The organism is Puniceibacterium antarcticum (genome assembly GCF_002760615.1).
Taxonomy (GTDB): Bacteria; Pseudomonadota; Alphaproteobacteria; order Rhodobacterales; family Rhodobacteraceae; genus Puniceibacterium; species Puniceibacterium antarcticum.
The window spans coordinates 1-21,888 of the sequence record NZ_AWWI01000117.1 but is presented as its reverse complement, the minus strand read 5'-3'; the positions used below and the strand labels follow the sequence as shown (position 1 = coordinate 21,888).

Sequence of the window (21,888 nt, the reverse complement as noted above, 5' to 3'; positions counted from 1 at the left end):
AAGTAACAGGAGAGCTGACACATGGCTGAAACTGCTCAGATGCAGGTATCCGACGAGGTTGCCGTATCGATCGAGAACATGAACAAATGGTACGGCACCTTTCACGTGCTGCGCGATATCGACCTGACGGTGCATCGCGGCGAGCGGATTGTGATTGCCGGCCCGTCTGGGTCGGGCAAATCCACCCTGATCCGCTGCATCAACGCACTTGAGGAACACCAGAAGGGCCGGATCACCGTGGATGGCACTGTGTTGTCATCGGACCTCAAGAACATCGACCGGATCCGTTCAGAGGTTGGGATGGTGTTTCAGCATTTTAACCTCTTCCCGCACCTGACGATTCTTGAAAACTGCACGCTGGCGCCGATCTGGGTGCGCAAGACCCCCAAGAAAGAGGCCGAGGAAGTGGCGATGCACTTCCTGAAAAAGGTTAAGATCCCAGAGCAGGCGGACAAGTACCCCGGCCAGCTTTCGGGTGGTCAGCAGCAGCGTGTGGCGATTGCCCGCTCGCTCTGCATGCGGCCACGCATCATGCTGTTTGACGAACCGACATCGGCCCTAGATCCCGAGATGATCAAGGAAGTGTTGGATACCATGGTCGAACTTGCCGAAGAGGGCATGACCATGCTCTGCGTCACCCATGAAATGGGTTTTGCCCAAGCGGTCGCAAACCGGGTGATCTTTATGGATGCCGGGCAGATTGTCGAACAGAACGAACCCAAGGAATTCTTCAACAACCCTCAGCACGAGCGTACGAAGCTGTTCCTGAGCCAGATCCTCGGCCACTGAGGCGTGATCTCAGAACTCTTGGCCTCAGACTGACATCAATTCGCGCGGGATCACAAAGTCCCGCGCGTGTCCCGTTCCGGGCAGCAGATCCGCCCAGTCGGCGGTGTCAAAATCCACGATCAGCGTGGCGCCGGTTGGATAGTCGCGGAACCGCACGTGAGAGGGCCGTATATCGGTCAACCGCGCGGCAAGGGCGGCGATGCCGGGGTTGTGGCCCAGCATCAACACCACACGCCCCGTCGCGCCTCTCAGCACGTCCAGCAGCACTTCAGGGCTTCCAAGGTACAGATCGCGTTCAAACCGCACTGGCGCTGTCAGTTGCAACAGCGCCAGCGTCTCGCGTGTGCGCTCGGAGGTGGAACACAGCACCTCATCCGGCAGATAGCTTTCTGCCCGAAGCCATTCCCCCAGAATATGCGCACTTGCCTTGCCCCTTGGGTTCAAGGGGCGTTCGTGGTCTTCCTGATCCAGTGACCAGTCGGACTTTGCGTGACGCATGAGGATAAGGCGCATGGGCGTGCTGTTCCTTGAGGCCGGGCATCGACGGCGATGCTTCAGTCTTTCACGAAGGCGGCTCTGTGAAAAGCCGCCTCAGCCCTCTGCCGCGTCCTATCCCGTCACTGCGGGTCGCGAGGGGCCAGATCCGCGGCGCGAATTAGTGAACCCGCGCCATGTTCGGTGAAGATTTCCAGCAGAACCGCATTGGGCACACGACCATCCAGGATGACAACACCGCGCACCCCGTCCTCGATGGCCTTCAGCGCGGTTTCCGTCTTGGGAATCATGCCCCCTGCAATGGTGCCGTCTGCGATCATGCTGCGCACTTCCTCGGGGGTCATGGCGGTCATGATCTCGCCCTCGGCATTTTTGACGCCCGACACATCGGTCAGCAGCAGCAGACGATCCGCCTTGAGCGCGCCTGCGATGGCGCCAGCCGCAGTGTCGCCGTTGACATTGAACGTCTCGACCGGGTCCATGCCTGTCGCAACGGGGGCAACGACGGGGATGATGCCTGCGGCCATGAGGTCGCGCAGCACCTGCACGTTCATTTCGACCGGGCGTCCGACCCAGCCCAACTCGGGGTCTTCCATCTCGCAGACCATAAGGTCGTCATCCTTGCCCGACAGACCCACGGCGCGGCCACCTTCATCCATGATGGCCTGCACGATGCGTTTGTTCACAAGGCCTGTCAGGACCATCTCGACCACTTCGACGGTCGCCTGATCTGTGACGCGCTTGCCGCGCACAAATTTCGATTCGATGCCCAGACGGCTTAGCAGATCGTTGATCATCGGCCCGCCGCCGTGCACCACAACCGGGTTCACCCCGACTTGCCGCATCAACACAATGTCGCGGGCAAATTCGGCCATCGCATCAGCATCGCCCATGGCATTGCCACCGAATTTGACCACCACGATGGCGCCGGAATAGCGCTGCATGTAGGGCAGGGCCTCTGAAAGAGTCCGGGCAGTAGCAATCCAATCCTGATTCATGGCGCGTTTCTTCATCCTTATTGGTCCTTATCCGAGTCCTTGGGGTTATCCGACGTGTCGGGACAACGTGCAAGGGCAGCGTAAGATCCGCTTCCAGGGCAGGGATGTTGCGCGGGGCTTGCAACACCGCGCCCTAGGGCGCGGGCGGCGCAAGATCAGGTCAGTGTCGCGATGATCGAGCGCAGAAGCGGGATTCCATCCCCTTTTTCTGCGCTGGTCATCACCAGCTCGGGATAGGCGGCGGGGTGCTTGGACAGCTTTTCGCGCACCTGATCCAGGATCTTGACCTGATCAGAGTCCTTGACCTTGTCAGCCTTGGTCATGACCACCTGAAAGGTTACCGCGCTCTTGTCGAGCAGGGTCATGATCTCTTCGTCGACAGGTTTGATGCCGTGACGGGTATCGACCAGGACAAAGGCCCGGCGCAGCGTGGCGCGGCCCGACAGATATTGTTTCAGCAGGCGCTGCCACTTTTCGACTACGGCCAAGGGCGCATTGGCATAGCCATAGCCGGGCAGATCGACCAGATAGTGGCTTTCTGCCAGGGTGAAAAAGTTGATTTCCTGCGTGCGCCCCGGCGTGTTCGACGCCCGCGCCAGACCCTTGCGGCCGGTCAGCGCATTGATCAGGCTGGATTTGCCCACGTTGGAGCGCCCGGCGAAACAGACCTCAAGCCGGTCGTCGGGTGGCATGCCGTCCATGGCGACCACACCCTTGAGGAATTCGGTTTCACCCGCAAAAAGCACGCGGGCGGCTTCGATGATCTGTTCATCGGGCTGTTCGGCAAGAGTAAAGGGTATTTGCATCAGAGCGGCCTCACAGTGTCGCCAAGCACGATGTCGCCCGATCGGACAACCTCGGCCAGGACGGAAAAATCCCGGTGACCCCAGCTGTCGAGTGCGGCCAGCGTATCGGTGTCACGCATCCCGGTATCGGGATTCGCGGTGGTTGCGGCGCAGCGAACAGTCCGTTCGCGGACCTTGAAGACGGCATTGCCGATCTGCACCTCGCGGCCTATCCAGCCGAACTCCGCCCAGGGGGCAAGGCCATCCAGCCAGATATTGCCCCGCCAGCGATGGATCGACAGGGCCTGTCCCAGTTTCTGCTCGACCGCGCGGTGCGAGGACATGTTGCAGAGCGTGACACTGGCGAAATTGCTGTCGGTCATGCCGCGTTCCCGTGCCCGCACGATGCGCACCGATGCGGCGCGGTTCTCGGGCATCAGGGGTTTGACCCAGTCAAGAAAGGCATCTTTGTCCCGATCCGGTGAAAAAGTCAGATCGGGGCGGGAAGGGTGGCGCAGCGTGATCAGTTCCGAGCTTTCCTCAAGCCTGGCTGTCACTGCCATCAGCTGCGGCGCCTTGGAGATCCTGCTGAAGTTGCCACAGGAAACCCAATGGCTGCCATCTGCGTCAGACGCTTCATGCGCCACGGCCCAGACCCTGTCCCAAGGAAGGGTCTGGCCCGCCGACAGCGTCACCCGCTCCAAAGCCTCTCGGCCGTGGCTTTTTATCGGGTGACGCCAGATGTCGGTGACGCGTCCGGTCATTTCTTGTCGGTTTTCGGATCGCCCTTGGGTTTCAGTCTCAGGCTGCGGAGGATGTTGCCAAAGACGTCAGGCTTGAACCCTTGGGTACGCATGATGATGTACTGCTGGGTAAAGGTGATCGTGTTGTTCGCAATCCAGTACAGGACCAGACCGCTGGCAAAATGACCCAGCATGAACATGAAGACCCACGGCATCCAGGCAAAGATCATCGCCTGTGTCTTGTCCGTGGGCGCCGGATTCAGCTTTTGCTGCAGCCACATCGAAATACCCAGTACAATCGGCAGGAAGCCGAGGCTGAGGATCGCAAGGAACGAGGTGGCATCCGGCGGCGCAAAGGGCAGCAAGCCAAACAGGTTCAGGATTGAACTGGGATCCGGCGCAGACAGATCGCGGATCCAGCCGATCCAGGGTGCGTGGCGCAATTCCAGCGTGACAAAGATCACCTTGTAGAGCGAGAAGAAGATCGGGATCTGCATCACGATCGGGAGGCAGCCCGAAGCCGGGTTGACCTTGTTCTTCTTGTAAAGCTCCATCATGCCCTGCTGAAGTTTCTGACGGTCGTCGCCGGCATTCTCCTTCATCTTCTCCATCTCGGGCTGCAATTCCTTCATCTTCGCCATCGAGACGTAGGATTTGTAGGCCAGCGGGAAAAGCAGCGCCTTAATCAGCAGGGTAAGGCAGATGATGGACCAGCCCATGTTGCCGATCAGCTGATTGAGGTGATGCAGCACCCAGAAAATCGGCTTGGTCAGGAAAAAGAACCAGCCCCAGTCGATGCTGTCGATGAACCGGTCAACGCCTGCGTTTTGATAGTCGCGGATGGTTTCCCATTCCTTGGCACCGGCGAACAACTGCGTTGTCACCTCTTTCGTCTCGCCAGGAGCGACGGTCATCGTCGGCAGAACCGCTTCGGTCTGATAGATGTCGCGGGCATCATCGTATTTTGCGACGGCCTTGAACGGTGTTCCAGTTTCCGGGATGAGTGTCGACATCCAGAAGTGGTCGGTAAAGCCGATCCAGCCACTGTCCGCGACCGACATAACCTCTGCGCGTGCACCTTCTGAGGGCATCACGTCAAGGTCGGGCATGTCGGAATAGTCGGTTTCTGTCAGGGTGCCATCGGCCATGGCCACGACGCCCTCGTGCAGGATGAAGAACTTCTTGCGACCCTCGGGCTCTCCGCGACGTGCGATGATCCCATAAGGGGCAAGAGAGGCCTGCGCGCTGCCGGCGTTTTCAACCGACTGCGTGACCTTGAACATGAAGTTCTCGTCCACCGCGATGGTGCGGCGGAAGATCATGCCCGTCGGGCTGTTCCAGCGCAGAGTCACGGGGGTTTCGGTGGTCAGGGTCTCGCCATTTTCGACGGTCCAGGGGGTGTTGGCCCCGGGAACATCCTCAAGACCAAGACCGGTACCCGGCGCCCAGCCATAAAGCGCGTAATAGGGATGCGGCGAACTGACCGGGCCCAGCATCTGGACGATGGGTGACTCCGGTTCGATCGTGACGCGATAATCCTTGAGCTTGAGATCGTCGATCCGGCCGCCGATCAAGGAGATCGACCCCGAAAGCCGCGCCGTTTCGACCGGCACGCGGGGCGTGTCGGCCGTGACTGCGGCTGCAGACTCGGCGCCCGGCACGGTGCCGGCGGCGGCCGAGGGGGCGGTCGCAAGCGAAGGGCTGGCGGGGTTTTCAGTCTCGGTCACTGCAGCTTGATTGGGATCCACTGCCGCCTTGTCGGGCGGAGGAAAGAGGAGAAACCAAGTCAGGATCACGACGAAACTGAGCACTGTTGCCAGGATGAGGTTCTTATTCTGATCGTCCATGAGGGACTGCACCTGTCCTTTGTAAGTCAGGCTTGGGTTCAACAGACAAGGGGGCCAAAGGTCAAGCGGTTTCGCCCGGTTTTACGGCGTCCTGCGTCCAATGGCGGCTTTGTTCGGGCGCAAAGCTTCGTGACCGGGCTGCGTGCCATGGCCAAACGAGTTCTTGGGACATCAGTTGCTGCGACGACCAAGCCGGGGTGTATCAGCGATGCGGGCATTGTGAATCTTGATCCAGGTCGACAGTTTTTCGGCCGGCATCGGGCGGGCGATGCCAAAGCCCTGCACCTGATCACAGCCGAGCTGGGCCAGCAGCGCATGTTCGCCAACGCTTTCCACACCTTCACCCAATGTCTCCAGCCCCAAGCGATCTGCCATGCTGAGGATGGCGGCAATCATCCGGCGCTGCCCCTCGTCCCGGTCGATGCGGGTGACAAAGCTCCGGTCGATCTTGAGCCGGTTGATCGCAAAGCGGCGCAGCGAGTTGATGGAGGCATGGCCGGTGCCAAAATCATCCAGATCGATGAAGCAGCCCAGTTTGGACAGATCCGCGATATTGCGCACAATGATGCCGTCGGTGGTTTCGGCAATCACGGTTTCCAACACTTCGATGCCCAGCCGCTGCGGCGTCAGCTCGTGGCGGTCGATTTCCCATTTGAGCGTCTCGACAAGCTTTGGATTGCGCAGTTCGGACGTGGAAAAGTTAATGCTCACCCGTGGAACCTTGATTCCGGCAAGGTCCCAGCCGCGCAATTCGGTCAGCGCATGGCTCAGCATCACCTCACCCAGCCGCTGCATGCGTCCGTCTTCTTCCAGTGTGATCAGGAACTGCTGCGGGGCGATCACGCCGCGTTCCGGATGAACCCAGCGGGCCAGCGCCTCTACCCCGCTGACGCGACCGGTCGAGGTGCAGAGCTGCGGCTGATACCAGGGCTGGATCTGGCCGTTTTCAAGGGCCCGCGCCGCCTCACTGCGCAGGGAGCGGCGGGCGGTGCGCGCGGCCCTAATGCTATCGGTCCAGGCCCGTATCGCCGAAGGTCCGTTAGCCAGTGCCTCGTTCAGCGCGGCACCTGCCGCCGCAAAAAGATCCTCTCCCGGGGCATTGTCCGACAGGCGGGTGCTGCTGCAGAATCCGATGGCGGCTGTCAGATACTGGGTCGTTTCCTCGATCAGCGCCGGTTCTTCGACGGCGCCCTGAATGCGCCCTGAAATCTGCAGCAGGGTTTCCAGATCAAGGCGCAGCTCGGGGGCAAGAAGCACCATCAGGCGGGCATCCCCGATGCGCACGATCAGATCATCCCGGCGCAAGAGCGCGCGCAGCCGGGACAGGACAAGGTCGCGGGTCGCTTGCGCCGCAGAATCGCCAAACCGCGCCTCCAGCGCCTCTATCCCGTCGATGTCTATAAGAATGCAGGCCGTGGACATCGATTCAGCGCGGGCGCGGATCAGCGCGGTATCTGCCAGCACAATGGCGCCTTGGCTGTCGGTCAGATCGGTTGGCCGTGACAGAAAGGCGTCCATAGACGCAGGAAGTTCAAATCCGCCTGCAAGTGCAAAGACGACGGGCACACCCAGCGCGACAAACAACAGGAGATCCTCGCCGCCAAGCCAGAAGCTGCCCAGCACCAGCGCGGGCAGAAACGCCAGAACATGCGCGCCCCTGAGGGCATTGCGCAGCAGAATTTTAAGGCGTTTGAGTCGTGACGTCATCGTGTCTGGCACAGGATTGCCTCTTGTTTTGAACAGAAGCAGTTTATGTGCGCGAGGTAAACGACAGGCTTATTTCAGTCCTCAGACATCAAAATAATTTCCAAAATGAAAAAAACAGCCTCAGTCCTGGTCACCAGACAGGACAGAGGTCCGCTGGCCAAGCGCGAGGCCGGCAAAATCGAACAGCTTCGGGTCCAGCAGATGCGAGGGGCGCGCATTCATCAGCGCGCGGAACATCACCTGACGGCGGCCGGGGCTGTTTTTTTCCCAGCCATCGAGGATCTGCTTGACCTGCTGGCGCTGCAGACCGTCCTGAGAGCCACAGAGATCGCAGGGGATGATCGGATAATTCATCGCCGTGGCAAACTTTTCGCAATCCGCCTCGGCCACATGGGCGAGGGGGCGGTAGAGGAACAGATCGCCCTCTTCATTCACCAGCTTGGGGGGCATGGTGGCGAGACGGCCACCGTGAAAGAGGTTCATGAAGAACGTCTCAAGTATATCGTCGCGGTGATGGCCGAGGACAACGGCGGAACAGCCCTCTTCTCGGGCAACTCTGTAGAGATTTCCGCGTCTTAGCCGGGAACACAGCGCACAGAACGTGCGCCCGGCGGGGATCTTGTCCATGACGATGGAATAGGTGTCCTGATACTCGATCCGGTGCGGCACATCCATGCGTTCCAGAAACTCGGGCAGGACCGTGGCGGGGAAACCGGGCTGGCCCTGATCGAGGTTGCAGGCCAGCAGATCGACCGGCAAAAGCCCGCGCCATTTGAGCTCGTAGAGGATGGCGAGCAGGGTATAACTGTCCTTGCCGCCCGACAGACAGACCAGCCATTTGGGCGGCTTGCCGTCCGTGGCGGGGGCGATCATGCCATATTGTTCGACGGCTTCGCGCACGTTCTGAACCAGCCGCTTGCGCAGCTTCTTGAACTCGGTGCTTTTGGGGGCGCCGTGGAACAGGGGGTGAATATCGTCGGACTGATCTAGCATGTTGATCGCTTAATGCAGTTGCGTGCACCGGGCAAGAGCCGTGCGATGCGGTCACACATGGACGCAACGGCCGGTCGGAAATGAACAGGTGGATTGCGTATGGAAAGCGTATGGATTTCGTATGGCTGGGGTAGGGCGGGGGCTGCCCGGAGGCGGGTTGCTGGCTCCGCCTTATGTGCAACCGCTCCATACGGCACTTTGTCAGCATTTTGCAACGCGGATCAATTGTTGCATCTGGCAGCAGATCGGATAGCGCAGGCGATGATGACACGTTCCTTTAGCATTGAGTAATGCAGAGCCATGAGACCACTTGAGCCTATTGATCTGGCGGTATGGAGAATTCTGCCCGCCAAGCTGCTTGCGACTCCTGCTCAGCCAGCGATGGCCCCAGAGGGACGCTTTCACCATTCGTGCCAAATCGCTGCTTATGCATCCCTGAGTCCTGAGGGTGCAGGTGTCGCAATCCAGCGCTACCTTTCTGATACCGTTGGCCGAATAATGGTACCCATGTGGCTTGAAGCGGATTGCGTGGCTGATGAACGCGGCAACAAGGACGCATCCGTGGTCTGGCAGGATATTCGCGCGACAGGGCAACTGTCTCCGACTTGGGCAATCTCAGATTTTGCCCGGGGTGCAGGTGCCAAGGCGATGCTGTATTCTTCGCGCTCACGTCCAGATCTAAGTCACGTTGTTGTTTTCGATCCCAGCTGTTTAAGGTTTGTTGGTCCAGTCCGTTCCTTCGAGTCGTAGATCCCCGTCTCACGGATGAGAAATGACTCGCACGGGACCTTCGGGCGAAGGACCTGAACGTCCGGTCCGCCTTTTTGATCTGATAGCGCGATCCGTGTCTGGCAGTGGGGCCTGTTGCAGGGTGTTTCTTGTCACTTATATGGAGTGCGTCGTTTCTGTGTTCTGCAAAGGCTGGCGACTGATCCCTGTCCGCTTGGCAAGCCGCGCCCGCGCGCTAGCTGCACCCCTGAACAGACAGGGAGTGCCCATGATGCGCCGCGTGATACTGGCCTTGACGCTGGCCCTTTTGGCGGCTTGCACCGGCAAGCCGGGTTTTGACGATGCCAGCCTGAGTGACCGCAAGCTGAACCTTGAAGAGTTCTTTGACGGGGAACTGGTGGCCTATGGTCAGTTTCAGGATGTGTTCGGCACGGTGCGGCGGCAGTTCCGCGTCGATATCAAAGGCGACTGGGACGGCAAGCGCCTGCGCCTGCAAGAGGATTTTGTCTATGAGGACGGCGCGACCGAGCAGCGCGTCTGGACGCTGTTCAAGATCGGGCCGGACAGCTGGCAGGGCACGGCGCCGGGTGTGATCGGACAGGCGGTGGGTCAGGAACAGGGCGACCGGTTCAACTGGCGCTATACCATCGATCTGCCAGTGCCGTCGGCGGATGGGACATCCGAGACGATGCGCGTCAGCTTTGACGACTGGATGTGGCAGCTGTCCGACGAGCGGCTGTTCAACCGCGCCTATATGAAGAAATACGGCGTCGATATCGGCGATGTGTCGATCAGTTTCGAAAAGCTGCGCTGAGCCTTTGTTGTCGGGCAAAACGGGCTGCAGGGTGACTGCAGCCCGTCCGCATCAGAAAAGATGCGGCAGCCGGATCCGTGCGGGATCCTGCAAAGGGAGCGGGCCGCGCTTGGGCGGCAGGCCGATGTCACGCCGCATGTGGTCGCTCAGCCCATCCGCAGACATTGGCGGAGGCCGCTGGCTGGCCCGTTCGCGCCGGATCAGGGCGGAGAGGGCCGCGAGCAGCACCCGCCAGGCGCCAAAGCGGCGGATGACATCCTGCAGCGGAGGAAAATTGTCGGGAACGGAAGTCGGTTCAACAAGTCTGATCATTTGGGGGATTCCGGCAGCCAAAGGCAGGCCGGACCTTTCGATCTGGAGGTGAAAGAGCCGGAGACGGATTGCATGGGTTACATGCAAAAAGACGCCGGATCAGGGAGTTAGGGGTTTTGGTAGAAGGACCGGTGCTGGCAGTCGCACAGTGACCGGACGGGGTGGGTTACGCCTGAGCGCAACCGCGCACAAACATCAGATCCACGCCTGCGAGGAATGTACTTGATCGAGTCATGGTCATCCCTCCTGTGTCTGGATGTTTGTGTGCGACCCGCTTAGCAAGGCAACGCGAGTCGGCCAAGAATTTTTTTGAATGACAGGTTGAATCTGTAAGATTCCGCACGGGGGTGTGTCTTTGATGTCCCGCTGGTGGGGCAAAAGCGCTGTGGGAGATCGCTGAAACGGGTTTTCGCGCTTTGCGCTTTGGTCGGGCGCCCTGGGTCAAACGCGACATGCGCTGGCTGTTGTCTCGGGGCGATCGCGAAACGCCTCAGTCGGGCACGTTGTCGATGCCCGAGCCGCCCCAGGGGTGGCAGCGACCCAGTCGACGCAGGGTCAGCCAGCCGCCGCGAAGCGCGCCGTGGCGTTCCAGCGCCTCAAGCGCATAGGCCGAACAGGTGGGGTGGAACCGGCATCCGTGCCCGACCCATGCGGAGAAGGTCAGCCGATAAAAGCGGACGGGCAGGGCGACGATATGGGCCAGCGGAGTCATCTGTGCAGCTTGCGCAACGCGTCGCGCAGATCCTGCTGAAGATCGGGAAAAGGGCGTTTGGCGGTCGCCTCGAACCGGCCGATCAGGACGTAATCCCAGCCGGGACGTGCGATTTCGGGCAGGACCAGCCGCGCCGCTTCGCGCAGGCGGCGTTTGGCGCGGTTGCGCGCGACCGAATTGCCGACCTTCTTGGAACAGGTAAAGCCGACGCGCACTGTTGTGGCATCGTCATGGCGGTTGCGCGCCTGAACCATCATGCTGGCGGTGCCCTGACGCCCGGCCCGGGCGGCTGCCAGAAATTCGGCGCGGTTCTGCATCCGCTGAAGACGCGGTGTCAGGCCCGGCTCTGGGCAAAGAGAAACCGCCGGGGGCTTTGTCCCCGGTTCAGTTTCGGGGGCCTCCGGCGGTGTCATCTCTTGAACGGTCTCGACCAGCGCTTACGCGCTCAGCGATTTCCGACCGCGTGCGCGGCGGGCGTTCAGGATCTTACGACCGGCTTTGGTCGCCATACGCGCGCGGAACCCGTGGCGGTGCTTGCGCACGAGGTTCGAGGGCTGAAAGGTGCGTTTCGTCATCGCTCCGTCTCCGTCTTTAGGCTGGCCCAGGCGAGCGGATTCGCGGGGGCTGATACATTCGAAGCCCGGGCTATAGGCAAGGGTGGCTGATATGTCAAACGGCGAAGGCGCCTATGTTGCAACATTTTCAGCCCTTGTGGCGTTCATTGTTACAGTTTGGCGGTTTGGTCGTGATTTAACGGCTTGCAGCTCACTGCACATCAAGCACCCGTGAGGCGGCTTTCGTTCTGCAGCGGCTCTGCGCATGATCTATGTCAGACAGGACGCAAACTGCAAGAAAGAGTGCCCATGAGATGCCCGACATGACCCAGCCCAAGAAGACGTCCGGGGGGATGCGGGCTTTGCCACTGATCGTCATCCTGGGGATCGCGGTGGTGGGGTGTTTCACGCTGCGCGATTATCTGACCTTTGACACCCTGCGTGACAACCGCGAGGCGCTGCTGGCGTTTCGCGATGCGCATTATGGCGCCACGGTGGCGGTGTTCATGTTGGCTTATATAGCGATCGTGGCATTTTCGCTGCCGGGGGCGAGCCTTGGGACCCTGACCGGCGGCTTTCTGTTCGCGACCTTTCCGGGGGCGCTGTTCAACGTGACGGCGGCGACGCTGGGGGCGGTTTTGATCTTTCTGGCGGCGCGCTGGGGCTTGGGCGAACGGCTGGCGGCGCGGATGGAAACCGGCGAGGGGCTGGTGAAGCGGATCAAGGATGGTATCGACGACAATCAGTGGTCGATGCTGTTCCTGATCCGGCTGGTGCCGGCGGTGCCGTTCTTTGTCGCCAACCTTGTACCGGCGCTGGTGGGGGTGCCGTTGCTGCGCTTTGCGGTGTCGACCTTCCTTGGCATCATTCCGGGGGCGGTTGTTTATACTTCTGTCGGCGCGGGGCTTGGCGAGGTGTTCGAAAGGGGCGATACGCCTGATCTTGGCATCATTTTCGAGCCGCAAATCCTGTTGCCGATTCTCGGGCTATGTGCGCTGGCGGCGCTGCCTCTTCTGCTAAAGGCCGTGCGCGGCAAGAAAGGACTCTGAGCCATGGAACGTATCAAGGCGGATATTCTGGTGATCGGGGCCGGATCTGGCGGCCTGTCGGTGGCGTCGGGGGCGGTGCAGATGGGGGCATCGGTTGTGCTGCTTGAGGATCACAAGATGGGCGGCGACTGCCTCAATTATGGCTGCGTGCCGTCCAAGGCGCTGATTGCCAGCGGCAAGGTCGCCTATGGGATGGGTCATGCCAGCGTCTATGGCATCGCGGATGTGGCGGCGCAGGTCGATTATGCCGCCGCCAAGGATCATGTGCAGGGGGTGATCGAGCAGATCGCCCCGGTTGATTCGCAGGAGCGGTTCGAGGGGCTGGGCGTGCGGGTGATCCGCGAAAAGGGCCGGTTCATTTCCGAAACCGAGGTGCAGGCTGGGGATCACATCATTACGGCGCGCCGGGTGGTGATCGCCACCGGATCGTCCCCGCTTGTGCCGCCAATCCTGGGGCTGGATCAGGTGCCCTATCTGACCAACGAAACGCTGTGGAGCTTGCGCGAGCGGCCCGCACATCTGCTGATCATCGGCGGCGGCCCCATCGGCATGGAAATGGCGCAGGCGCATCGCCGACTGGGCAGCAAGGTCACGGTGATCGAAGGCGGCAGGGCGTTGGGCAAGGATGATCCCGAGATGACCGGGATTCTGCTGGAACAATTGCGCGGCGAAGGAATCGAGATTGCCGAATATGCCAGGGCGCAAGAGGTGCGTGGCACTGGGGGCGCGATTGAGGTCGAGGTGGACGGCGGCGCGGTGTATCGGGGCAGTCACCTGCTGATCGCCGTGGGGCGGCGCGTCAATACCGATGCGCTGGATCTGGACAAGGCCGGGATCAAGACCACAAAGACCGGCGTGCAAGTGGATTCCAGCCTGAAGACCACCAACAAACGCGTCTATGCCATCGGCGATGCGGCGGGCGGGCTGCAGTTTACCCATGTGGCGGGCTATCATGCGGGCATTGTCATCCGCTCGGCCCTGTTCGGCCTGCCGGCCAAGGCCGCAACCGCGCATATCCCGCATGTCACCTATACCGATCCCGAACTGGCGCAGGTCGGCCTGACCGAAGAGCAGGCGAAACAGGAACATGGCCTGAATGTCGAGGTCGTGCGGTCCCACTACGCCCATAATGACCGCGCCATTGCCGAGCGCAGAACCACCGGTCTGATCAAGGTCATGGTGGTGCGGGGGCGTCCGGTGGGGGCCACGATCATCGGCCATCAGGCCGGAGAGCTGATCAACCTCTGGGCGCTGGTTCTGGCCAACGGGCTGAAAATGAAGCATGTGGCAAACATGGTCGCGCCCTATCCAACCATCGGAGAACTTAACAAACGCGCCGCAGGTGCCTATTTCAGCCCAAGGTTGTTTGAAAGTGCTACGGTGAAACGTATCGTGGGAATAGTGCAGCGCTGGCTGCCCTGAGAGATCTGAAGTAACCGCTCATGCTCAACACGCTTTCCGGCCGGTTTCTTGTTCTGACAGCGGTCTTCGTGATGCTGGCCGAGATCCTGATCTTTGTGCCTTCGGTCGCGCGCTACCGGGAGGATTATCTGCTTGCCCGGCTGGAGCGGTCGCAGATCGCGTCGCTGGCGCTGCTGGCGGGCGACACGATCGACAAGGATCTTGAGGAAGAGTTGCTGCAGAACGCCGGCGTGTTCAACATCGTGCTGCGGCGGGACGAGGCGCGCCAGCTTGTGCTGTCCTCGCCCATGCCCGGGCAGGTCAGCGCGACCTATGATCTGCGTGATGCAACCGGGCCGGGCCTGATCCGCGATGCACTGAAGGCGTTGCTTGATCCGGAGCCGCGGCTGATCCGGGTGATCGGCAACCCGCTGCGCGATGCGGGTCTGCTGATCGAGATCACCATGGACACCGACGATTTGCGCAAGACGATGATCGAATTCAGCCTGCGCATCCTGATCCTGTCGGCGGTGATTTCGGTGATCACTGCACTCATGCTGTTTCTGGCGGTGCGGCGTCTGTTGGTGCGCCCGATCAAGATCGTGGTCGGGCATATCCAGAGCTATGCCCAGGCCCCCGAAGACGCGCGCCGCATCCTGGTGCCCACCGCCACGATCCGCGAGTTGCGCGAGGCCGAAGATGCATTGCAATCCATGGAAACCCAGCTGACCCAGGCGCTGCGGCAAAAGGAACGCATGGCCCAGCTGGGCGGCGCCGTGGCGCGGGTCAGCCATGATCTGCGCAACATCCTGACCTCGGCGCAGCTGTTCACCGACCGCATCGAGATGTCAGAGGATCCGACCGTCAAGCGCATGGCGCCCAAGCTGGTCAATTCCATCGCCCGGGCTGTGTCGCTGTGTGAAACGACGCTGGCGTTTGGGCGCGCCGAAGAACCGACGCCGGTGATGACGCTGTTTTCGCTCAGCCCGCTGGTGGCCGAGGTGATGGAAAACGAACGGCTGGCGATCGGCGAGGACGATGTGAGCCTGTCCGAAGATGTGCCGGCCAATCTGATGATCCGTGGCGATCCCGAACAGATCTTTCGCGCGATTTCCAATCTGGTGCGCAATGCGCGTCAGGCGATCACCGGCACCGGCAAACCCGGAGAGATCTGCGTGAGCGCGCGGGTCGAAGAGGGGAGCTGGGTCATCGAAGTGTCCGACACCGGGCCCGGCCTGCCTGCCAAGGCGCAGCAGCATCTTTTCCAGCCATTTCAGGGCGGTGTGCGCAAGGGTGGCTCTGGTCTGGGGCTTGCCATCGTGCAGGAACTGGTGCGCGGCCATGGCGGCACACTGGCCCTGCGTGAGACGGACGGAAGCGGTTCGTGCTTCGTGATCCACCTGCCGATGGGCGACGTTGGGTAAGGCGTGATTTGCGTGAACATTTCTCCTTGCAAAGGTTTTGCCCAGAGTCTAAACCCCGCTCCAACGCACCCGTAGCTCAGCTGGATAGAGTACTTGACTACGAATCAAGGGGTCAGAGGTTCGAATCCTCTCGGGTGCACCATTTCCATTTTTCAAGACGTCACATGACTTTGACCTTCGCGTCGCAAACTGACCTTATTCGGTCGGCTCAGCGGTCTTGAACGCGCTGTTATTTCTCAATCTATGATCATGACAGTCTGGCAGGGTGTGAATTTCGTCCCATGCGGACCTTTAACCGACCCGTAAAGATGCTGTAGTGCGGCCTGTCAGAGCCGACATTCGCCGCAGGCGTTAGAAGCGGATGACTTAGCTGACCCGGCTCGCCTTTGCGCGAGGTAAAGCGGGCGCTCGTGTGTGATGTGGCGAAGGGCGGGGGCGAGGCTATAGTGACCAATGCTGCACGACCGTCAGCTTGTCATATCTGTGAAGTTTTCCGAACATGTCCAATGTCATAGAGACAGAACGCTTGATACTTTCCGCACCGAAGCTGTCTGAGGTACCAGTGCTGTTTGAGTTTCTGGGCGACAACCTTGCAATGCACCATACGCATTGGGATTCAAGCATTGCAGAGTGTCGCCGCAGGATTGCAGTACACGAACGCAAGAGACGCCACGATGGCTTTGCCCCTTGGACCGTTCGTGACAGGCAGACCAAGAGAGTGATCGGTTGGGGCGGTCTGTATGACGATCCCTTCGATCCCGGCTGGGGCATTGAGTTGGCTTACTACTTTCATCCGTCCGTTTGGGGAAATGGCTATGCGACTGAGCTTTGCAAAGCGGCGCTAGATGTCGCTGATCAACACCTGGGAGCCGAGAAGGTTTCTGCTTTTGCTCATCCTGAAAACCTTGCTTCAAACGCCTTGTTGAAAAAGATGGGCTTCGAGTACCAGCGCTTCGTGGTTGGCATGCATCGCAATCTTTATAGTCGCCAACGACGAGGCTAACCCATGGGCGTTCAACAAAGCTGGCTTTGGTCGCAGCCGCAGTGAAATGGTACCGCGTCGGCACAGCAGTGCTTGTTGCGGGCCGTGGCGCGCAGTTGTTTCCCCCAGCTCCGGCGTTTCGGTCTTGAACCCGGATCACCCTGCGCGGCCTCAAGTGAGGGGGGTGAGCGCGCAGCATGGATTGCCGGTGTCGCTGGGGAACGTCGGAAACCAGTGATGACTCCCGTTGCCGAAACCCGCGCCGGGTCAGGCGCGCGCAGGGCGTCGCCTTGCGAACAGAGCCAGCGCTGTGAGGGCGGATAGCATCAGGACCAGCGCGGTCGGGGTCGCAACGGCACTTGTTGCCTCGCTCGATGCGTCGGAGAGAGGGTGCAGAGACCCGAGGGGCGCGGATTTCAGGAAACTGACCGTGCCATTGTCTGCCACCTCCAGCCCGCCGCTCAGGCCGTTGCTGCCGACATGATCACCCACGCCGAAGATGGAAATGTCGTTCATTTCCAGGGTCACGGCGCCGACATCTGCGAGTGCTCTGCCCAGAATGGACGCGCCGGTTTTCACCGAGATGCTTGTCAGCGCCAGAATGTTGCCCACAAAGGTCGAACCGGCATTGATCGTGGCAGAGCTGCCGACATTCCAGAACACGCCCGCGCCGGAGCCTGTGTTGATCACATTCACCACCGAATAGGTCGATGTGATCAGTGTCGACGGCATCTGAAAGATCCAGGCGGCATTGGCATTGCCGCCACCATCAAGGGTCAGCATCCCCGCGAGATTGGTCGCGGCGGCAGCGACCGTGTAGACACCCGGTGCCAGCGTGAGCCCGGTCAGATCCGCTCCCAGTGTGGTGCCGGTCCCGAGAGACCTGAGACCGGCGCGCGCGGTGGTCAGATCGCCTTGCGCCGAGGCTGCCAGCCCCGTTCCGGCATGCAGCTGGCCGGATGTCACCTGCGGATCATAGGCGGGAACGCCGGGCAGGGACAGAAAGCCGGTGATCGCATTGGCCGCGCCAGAGGTCCAGACACCGACATTTCCCGCGATGGTGCTTGTGGGGACGTTGGTGACCGTCGTGGCGCCCAGGACGGCAAAGCTGGTCAGATCCGTGCTGAGCAATGTCGCGGTGCTTGCCGGATGTGGCGCGCAGAGAAGTGCTGCAAGCGCGACGCCACAGATCAGCAGGGTTGGTGCCTTGCGGAACAGATGTGCCAATTCACTTATCCTCAGGATAATAAATCGCTGCACCCGTACAGGGGCCAATGCACATAAAACACTCATCCCGCAGGGATCGCCGTCCTGATGTTCAGGTGTGGCGCTGTCAGAGATAGTGGGATATTGCTGGCTGAGGGATGCCTCATCGCCAGTGGAAATTCTGCGGCTCATGCACGCAGATTGCCCTTACGTCAATAAGGCCATCCACATGGCGTGTCAAGGTTGTCGTGTAATCAACCCTGCGGCGAAATCCGGGTTTTGGTGGCGTGTCAGTGCCTCTGGTCCGGCGGATCGGGCTGAATTCAGCCGCGCAATCCGGGGTGCCTGTGGCCTATCGTTTCGCCGACACCGTCAGCATCATCGGGTGCGCCGTCAAGGCCGTGAACGTGCCGGGGCAACTGACAGTCACCTGTGAAGAATTCGGGGTTGTCATGGATATTCTGCGCCAGGGTGCTTTCTGGCAGGCAGATGGTGACAAGGCCGGTTCGCACGCAGCACACTTTTCCGCATGCGGCGGGGGTGGTCGCCACGGGGCAGTGCCGCCTGTAGCCGCTAGGTAGGTAAACCGGTCGAGCCTATGTACATCCTTCTTGACCACGGGGCGGCCCTATCCCGAACAGGCGGCGCGCGGTCTTGATCGGGGAAAAGCCCCAAACGCCGCCGCGCCGCAGGGCAAGGATCAGTCCATCCGCATCGCTTCGGTTTCGATCATGATCTTCACCTCATCCCCGACAAGGCCGTTGTCCACGCCATAGCTCATGCCGAAATCGCTGCGCTTCAGCTGGCCCGTGGCCGAAAGACCCAGAACAAAGCGTTTGTGACCAAAGGGATAGGGTCCTTCGCCCATCAGGGCCACGTCCAGCGTCAGGGGGCGTGTTTCGCCAAGGATGGTCAGATCACCGGTGACGGTGCCGGTGGTGTCGCCGGTGGGTGTGCCACTGTCGGCGGTGAAGGTGATGGTGGGATGCTCCTCCACCGAAAGGAAATCGCCGCTGCGCACGTGGTTGTCGCGCGCCTCGTTCATGGTGTTCAGGCTGTCAGAGGTGACGGTCACCGTGACATCCGTCAGCGCCTGTGTGTCCATGTCATAGGTGAACCCGCCGGACACTGTGCCGAACAGGCCCAGCGTGTCAGCATAGCTCAGGTGCTGGATCAGAAAGGCCACCGTGGTGTGTTCGGGGTCAAGCTCGTATCGTTGCGGTTCCGCCGCGGCGGGCAGGGCAAATGCGGTGCAGATGACAGCACAGAGATGGGCACGGGAAAGGGGGATTGTCATGGGCAGCTCCTGATCTGTTCATGGGTCACGTAGGGGAAAAGTTAAGATGACAGGCGACGCCGGCAAGTCGCATCCGCGTATCGGCCCTATCCTTCCCCGCCGATCACGCGGTTTGGTCTTCACGCGCACATCGCACGGCGTCGACCTCATGCGCCGAATATGCACGATGCGGCGGTTTCGCGCGGTCACGTTTTTGCACGACGATGTGCGTCCTTTGCCGCTTGAAATCGCGCAGGCGCGCCTACGTCTGATCTGATGGCAAATGACACTCTCCCTTTGGTAAAGGCGCTCGCTGCCCCCACCCGCGCGCAAGCGCAGGGCGCGGCGCTGGGTTTTATGCTGGCCGTGCCGGTCTTTGCGCTGGCGCGGGGGCTGGATCCGTCGGCGGGGCCGGGTGCGGCCCTGCTGGCGTTGGGCCTGTTTGTGACCAGCGCCGCCGCGGCGCTGCAGGCCATGGCCCCCCTGGGGTATGCCCGCCCTAGCTTTGGCGCGCCCAATGCGGTGACCCTGCTGCGGCTGGCGCTGGTCTGCACGCTGGCGGTGGCGCTGGTGCGTGACGGTCTGCTGGCCAGCAATGGCCTTGCGGTCTTTGCCATCGCGGTGCTGGCGCTGCTGCTGGATGGGCTTGACGGCTGGCTGGCGCGGCGCGGCGGGCGGGGCACGGCGTTTGGTGCGCGCTTCGATATGGAGGTTGACGCCGGTCTTGCCTGTATGTTGTCGCTGATCCTGATGGTGGCAGGGCATGTGGGGGCAGAGATCCTGATCCTTGGCTTCAGCCGCTATGCCTTTATCGTGGCGGGCTGGGGACTGCCCTGGCTGCGCGCACCCCTGCCAGAGCGCTTCGGGCGCAAGGTGGTCTGCGTGTTGCAGGTCGGCGCGCTTTGCCTCTTGCTGCTGCCGGGTCTGCCGACGGGTCTGGCGAGGGCGCTTGCGCTGGGGGCTGCGTCAGCGCTGCTGTGGTCCTTTGGCCGCGATTTCCTGTACCTCGCGCGGCGGCGATGAGGATGTGGCGGGCTGTGGCCGCTGGCCTGCTGCTGTATCTGGTGCTGGCGCTGCCGAACACGCCGCAGGGGTTTTCCGGGCTGCCCGCCGTGCCGCTGGAATGGCCGGTGCTGGTGCTGGGGCTGATCCTGTGGCCTGCCAGGCTGCGCGGGGGGCGGGAGATCTGCCTTGGGCTCTGTCTTGTGGTGATGCTGATTGTGCTGCTCAAGGGCGCCGATATCGCGATGCTGTCCGCGCTGAACCGCCCCTTCAGCCCGGTGGTCGACATGTTCCTGATCCGCGCGGGGCTGAACGTGCTGGCGGGCAGCATCGGCACGCCGGCGGCCTGGCTGTTGGTGGCAGGTGGCGCGCTGGTGTTTTTGGGGCTGGCGGTGCTGGTGTTTCTGGCGCTGCGCAGCCTGACCCGTCTGTCACCGCCCCTGCGGGCGCGCCCGGCCCTGCGCATCACGCTTGTGGCGGCAACGGCGCTGGCAGTGGCGGATCTGGGCCAGTCGCGCGGCCTCTGGCAACTGCCGCTGGATCCGCCCGGCGCGGCGCTGAATGCCACAATCGCCACGGCGCAGATCGCGCGCAGCGCCACCGCCCTGTCCGATCTGCGCGATTTTCGCGCCGCTGCGGCACAGGATCCCTATGCCAGCAGCACGGGGTTGTTCGACAAGACCGGCGGGCATGACATCATTGTCCTGTTCATCGAAAGCTATGGGCGGTCGAGCTTTGACAATCCGCTGTATGCCGACACCCATGTGCCGACGCTGCGGCGCGCCGAATCTCAGCTGGCCAAGGCGGGATATGCCATGCAAAGTGGCTGGCTGACCTCGCCCACCGCAGGCGGGCAAAGCTGGCTGGCCCATGGCACGCTGGCCTCTGGCCTCGCAACCTCGGATCAGGGGCGCTATGGCGCGCTGCTTGCCTCGGACCGGCAAAACCTGTTCCATCTGGCACAGGCCTCGGGGTTTCGCACGGCGGCGGTGATGCCCGCGATCACGCTGCCCTGGCCCGAGGGGGAAACAATGGGGTTCGATACGATCCTTGCGGCAAAGGATCTGAACTATGCGGGACAGCCGTTCAACTGGATCACCATGCCGGATCAATACACGCTGTCGGCGTTCGAGGCGCTTTTGCCGCCTGACCCGCGCGCGGATTTCATCCAGATCGCGCTGATTTCGTCCCATGCGCCCTGGGTGCCGATCCCCGAAATGATCGACTGGGCGGATGTGGGGGATGGCAGGGTGTTTGACGACTGGGCCACATCGGGCGATCCGCCCGCCGTGGTCTGGCAGGACCCGGACCGCGTGCGCGATCAGTATCGCCGCGCCATTGATTATGCGCTGCAGGCGGCAATGGAATACGCCGCGCGGCGGGGGGATCAGCCGCTGTTCCTGATCCTGGGCGATCACCAGCCTGCAGGCTTTGTCGCCGGGATCGACAGCCGCGATGTCCCTGCGCATCTGATCGGCCCGCCCGATCTGGTGGCAGAGGCGGCGGGCTGGGGCTGGCGCGACGGGCTGGTGCCGGACGGTAATACCCCTGTCTGGCCGATGGAGGATTTCCGCGACCGCTTCATCCGCGCCTTCAGCCGCGAGCAGGGCGGGATATGAGCCGGCGCATGGGTTATCTGCTGCGCCTTGGGGTGTCGTTGGCGGTTCTGGCGGCGCTGGTCTGGATCATCGATGCCCCTGCGGCCTATGACCGGCTGCGGAGTATGGATCTGCGCTGGATCGCCGTGGCGGTGGTGTGCTTTTCGCTGGTGACCCTGCTGATGGCCCGGCGCTGGCAGATCACCGCGCGCAGGCTCGGCGCCTCTTTCGGTTTCGGCTGGGCGGTGCGTGAATATTACCTGTCGCAGATGGTGAACCTGTGCCTGCCCGGCGGCGTGCTTGGCGATGCGGGCCGCGCGGTCCGCACGCCCCGGGGCACGGGGGGCCTGACCCATGCCGCCCATGCGGTGATGATCGAACGGCTGATCGGTCAGGGCGGTGTGCTGTTGGTCGGGCTGTTCGGCGTGGCGCTGGCCTTGCTGCCGGGGGGCGTCGACTGGCCGGGCTGGCT

At 61.7% G+C, this 21,888-nt stretch carries 25 protein-coding genes and 1 tRNA gene; 13 read left to right on the top strand and 13 right to left on the bottom strand.

Annotation, left to right across the window (positions count from 1 at the left end; all coding sequences use genetic code 11):
* Nucleotides 1-21 precede the first annotated feature (21 nt).
* Entirely contained in the window at nucleotides 22-789 is a 768-nt protein-coding gene (locus tag P775_RS16240) for an amino acid ABC transporter ATP-binding protein (RefSeq protein ID WP_099911951.1), read from the top strand.
* A gap of 24 nt (nucleotides 790-813) precedes the next feature.
* Here P775_RS16240 and P775_RS16235 read toward each other — a convergent pair whose 3' ends face one another.
* The 7 genes from P775_RS16235 to ttcA all read right to left on the bottom strand — a co-directional run bounded on the left by P775_RS16235 (nucleotide 814) and on the right by ttcA (nucleotide 8,357).
* Nucleotides 814-1,302 carry a SixA phosphatase family protein gene (locus P775_RS16235; protein WP_245875725.1) on the bottom strand — a complete coding sequence of 163 codons (489 nt, stop codon included), beginning with the start codon at nucleotides 1,300-1,302 and terminating at the stop codon, nucleotides 814-816.
* Nucleotides 1,303-1,406: 104 nt separating this feature from the next.
* Nucleotides 1,407-2,297, bottom strand: coding sequence for an acetylglutamate kinase (gene argB, locus P775_RS16230; protein WP_099911950.1), 891 nt, complete (start codon nucleotides 2,295-2,297; stop codon nucleotides 1,407-1,409).
* A gap of 140 nt (nucleotides 2,298-2,437) precedes the next feature.
* Nucleotides 2,438-3,088, bottom strand: coding sequence for a ribosome biogenesis GTP-binding protein YihA/YsxC (gene yihA, locus P775_RS16225; protein ID WP_099911949.1), 651 nt, complete (start codon nucleotides 3,086-3,088; stop codon nucleotides 2,438-2,440).
* Complete coding sequence (locus P775_RS16220; RefSeq protein WP_099911948.1) at nucleotides 3,088-3,831, bottom strand: MOSC domain-containing protein; 744 nt, start codon at nucleotides 3,829-3,831, stop codon at nucleotides 3,088-3,090. The genes yihA and P775_RS16220 overlap by 1 nt, the downstream gene beginning before the upstream one ends.
* Nucleotides 3,828-5,657: a membrane protein insertase YidC gene (gene yidC / locus P775_RS16215; protein ID WP_099911947.1), complete on the bottom strand. Its 1,830-nt coding sequence runs from the start codon at nucleotides 5,655-5,657 to the stop codon at nucleotides 3,828-3,830. The genes P775_RS16220 and yidC overlap by 4 nt, the downstream gene beginning before the upstream one ends.
* Before the next feature lie 171 nt (nucleotides 5,658-5,828).
* On the bottom strand, nucleotides 5,829-7,376 hold the full coding sequence (locus tag P775_RS16210; protein WP_342749660.1) for an EAL domain-containing protein: 1,548 nt from the start codon (nucleotides 7,374-7,376) through the stop codon (nucleotides 5,829-5,831).
* 108 nt (nucleotides 7,377-7,484) lie between these two features.
* Complete coding sequence (gene ttcA, locus P775_RS16205) at nucleotides 7,485-8,357, bottom strand: tRNA 2-thiocytidine(32) synthetase TtcA (RefSeq protein ID WP_099911945.1); 873 nt, start codon at nucleotides 8,355-8,357, stop codon at nucleotides 7,485-7,487.
* Nucleotides 8,358-8,657: 300 nt separating this feature from the next.
* On the opposite strand from ttcA, the gene P775_RS16200 reads away from it, so the two are divergent.
* Both P775_RS16200 and P775_RS16195 read left to right on the top strand, forming a co-directional pair.
* Nucleotides 8,658-9,107: an RES family NAD+ phosphorylase gene (locus P775_RS16200; protein ID WP_099911944.1), complete on the top strand. Its 450-nt coding sequence runs from the start codon at nucleotides 8,658-8,660 to the stop codon at nucleotides 9,105-9,107.
* A gap of 250 nt (nucleotides 9,108-9,357) precedes the next feature.
* Nucleotides 9,358-9,900, top strand: coding sequence for a DUF3833 family protein (locus tag P775_RS16195; protein WP_099911987.1), 543 nt, complete (start codon nucleotides 9,358-9,360; stop codon nucleotides 9,898-9,900).
* Nucleotides 9,901-9,951: 51 nt separating this feature from the next.
* Here P775_RS16195 and P775_RS16190 read toward each other — a convergent pair whose 3' ends face one another.
* The 4 genes from P775_RS16190 to rpmH form a co-directional block, all read right to left on the bottom strand.
* On the bottom strand, nucleotides 9,952-10,212 hold the full coding sequence (locus P775_RS16190; protein WP_099911943.1) for a hypothetical protein: 261 nt from the start codon (nucleotides 10,210-10,212) through the stop codon (nucleotides 9,952-9,954).
* A gap of 490 nt (nucleotides 10,213-10,702) precedes the next feature.
* Nucleotides 10,703-10,924, bottom strand: a complete 222-nt coding sequence (yidD, locus tag P775_RS16185) for a membrane protein insertion efficiency factor YidD (protein WP_099911942.1) — start codon at nucleotides 10,922-10,924, stop codon at nucleotides 10,703-10,705.
* On the bottom strand, nucleotides 10,921-11,337 hold the full coding sequence (rnpA, locus tag P775_RS16180; protein WP_099911941.1) for a ribonuclease P protein component: 417 nt from the start codon (nucleotides 11,335-11,337) through the stop codon (nucleotides 10,921-10,923). Before rnpA ends, yidD begins: the two co-directional genes overlap by 4 nt.
* Nucleotides 11,338-11,361: 24 nt before the next feature.
* The gene (gene rpmH, locus P775_RS16175) at nucleotides 11,362-11,499 is read right to left on the bottom strand and encodes a 50S ribosomal protein L34 (RefSeq protein ID WP_089270676.1); all 138 of its coding nucleotides are present in this window, start codon (nucleotides 11,497-11,499) and stop codon (nucleotides 11,362-11,364) included.
* A 293-nt stretch (nucleotides 11,500-11,792) separates the two neighbouring features.
* On the opposite strand from rpmH, the gene P775_RS16170 reads away from it, so the two are divergent.
* The 5 genes from P775_RS16170 to P775_RS16150 all read left to right on the top strand — a co-directional run bounded on the left by P775_RS16170 (nucleotide 11,793) and on the right by P775_RS16150 (nucleotide 16,355).
* Nucleotides 11,793-12,527, top strand: a complete 735-nt coding sequence (locus P775_RS16170; protein ID WP_099911940.1) for a TVP38/TMEM64 family protein — start codon at nucleotides 11,793-11,795, stop codon at nucleotides 12,525-12,527.
* Nucleotides 12,528-12,530: 3 nt separating this feature from the next.
* Nucleotides 12,531-13,949, top strand: a complete 1,419-nt coding sequence (locus tag P775_RS16165) for a dihydrolipoyl dehydrogenase family protein (RefSeq protein ID WP_099911939.1) — start codon at nucleotides 12,531-12,533, stop codon at nucleotides 13,947-13,949.
* Between the two features lie 20 nt (nucleotides 13,950-13,969).
* Entirely contained in the window at nucleotides 13,970-15,352 is a 1,383-nt protein-coding gene (locus tag P775_RS16160; RefSeq protein WP_099911938.1) for a sensor histidine kinase, read from the top strand.
* A gap of 65 nt (nucleotides 15,353-15,417) precedes the next feature.
* Nucleotides 15,418-15,494: transfer RNA gene (locus tag P775_RS16155), tRNA-Arg, on the top strand.
* Between the two features lie 357 nt (nucleotides 15,495-15,851).
* Nucleotides 15,852-16,355 (top strand): GNAT family N-acetyltransferase, encoded by a 504-nt coding sequence (locus tag P775_RS16150; RefSeq protein ID WP_099911937.1) that lies wholly within the window; start codon nucleotides 15,852-15,854, stop codon nucleotides 16,353-16,355.
* A 246-nt stretch (nucleotides 16,356-16,601) separates the two neighbouring features.
* Here the strand turns inward: P775_RS16150 and P775_RS16145 are convergent, their stop codons facing one another.
* Nucleotides 16,602-17,561 carry an ice-binding family protein gene (locus P775_RS16145; RefSeq protein ID WP_180287477.1) on the bottom strand — a complete coding sequence of 320 codons (960 nt, stop codon included), beginning with the start codon at nucleotides 17,559-17,561 and terminating at the stop codon, nucleotides 16,602-16,604.
* A gap of 266 nt (nucleotides 17,562-17,827) precedes the next feature.
* Between P775_RS16145 and P775_RS28135 the strand changes: the two genes are divergently transcribed.
* Nucleotides 17,828-18,121, top strand: coding sequence for a hypothetical protein (locus P775_RS28135; protein WP_180287476.1), 294 nt, complete (start codon nucleotides 17,828-17,830; stop codon nucleotides 18,119-18,121).
* Between the two features lie 119 nt (nucleotides 18,122-18,240).
* Here the strand turns inward: P775_RS28135 and P775_RS16135 are convergent, their stop codons facing one another.
* On the bottom strand, nucleotides 18,241-18,837 hold the full coding sequence (locus P775_RS16135; RefSeq protein ID WP_099911935.1) for a YceI family protein: 597 nt from the start codon (nucleotides 18,835-18,837) through the stop codon (nucleotides 18,241-18,243).
* 46 nt (nucleotides 18,838-18,883) lie between these two features.
* Here P775_RS16135 and P775_RS16130 point away from each other — a divergent pair, with 46 nt between their 5' ends.
* The 4 genes from P775_RS16130 to P775_RS16115 all read left to right on the top strand — a co-directional run.
* A complete protein-coding gene (locus P775_RS16130; protein WP_099911934.1) occupies nucleotides 18,884-19,093 on the top strand; it encodes a hypothetical protein in 210 nt (69 codons plus the stop codon).
* Between the two features lie 20 nt (nucleotides 19,094-19,113).
* Entirely contained in the window at nucleotides 19,114-19,839 is a 726-nt protein-coding gene (locus P775_RS16125; RefSeq protein ID WP_180287475.1) for a CDP-alcohol phosphatidyltransferase family protein, read from the top strand.
* A 14-nt stretch (nucleotides 19,840-19,853) separates the two neighbouring features.
* Nucleotides 19,854-21,437 (top strand): sulfatase-like hydrolase/transferase, encoded by a 1,584-nt coding sequence (locus P775_RS16120; protein ID WP_342749659.1) that lies wholly within the window; start codon nucleotides 19,854-19,856, stop codon nucleotides 21,435-21,437.
* Nucleotides 21,434-21,888: lysylphosphatidylglycerol synthase transmembrane domain-containing protein (locus tag P775_RS16115; protein ID WP_143520935.1), on the top strand; the 455-nt coding region annotated here is incomplete at its 3' end. The genes P775_RS16120 and P775_RS16115, both read left to right, overlap by 4 nt.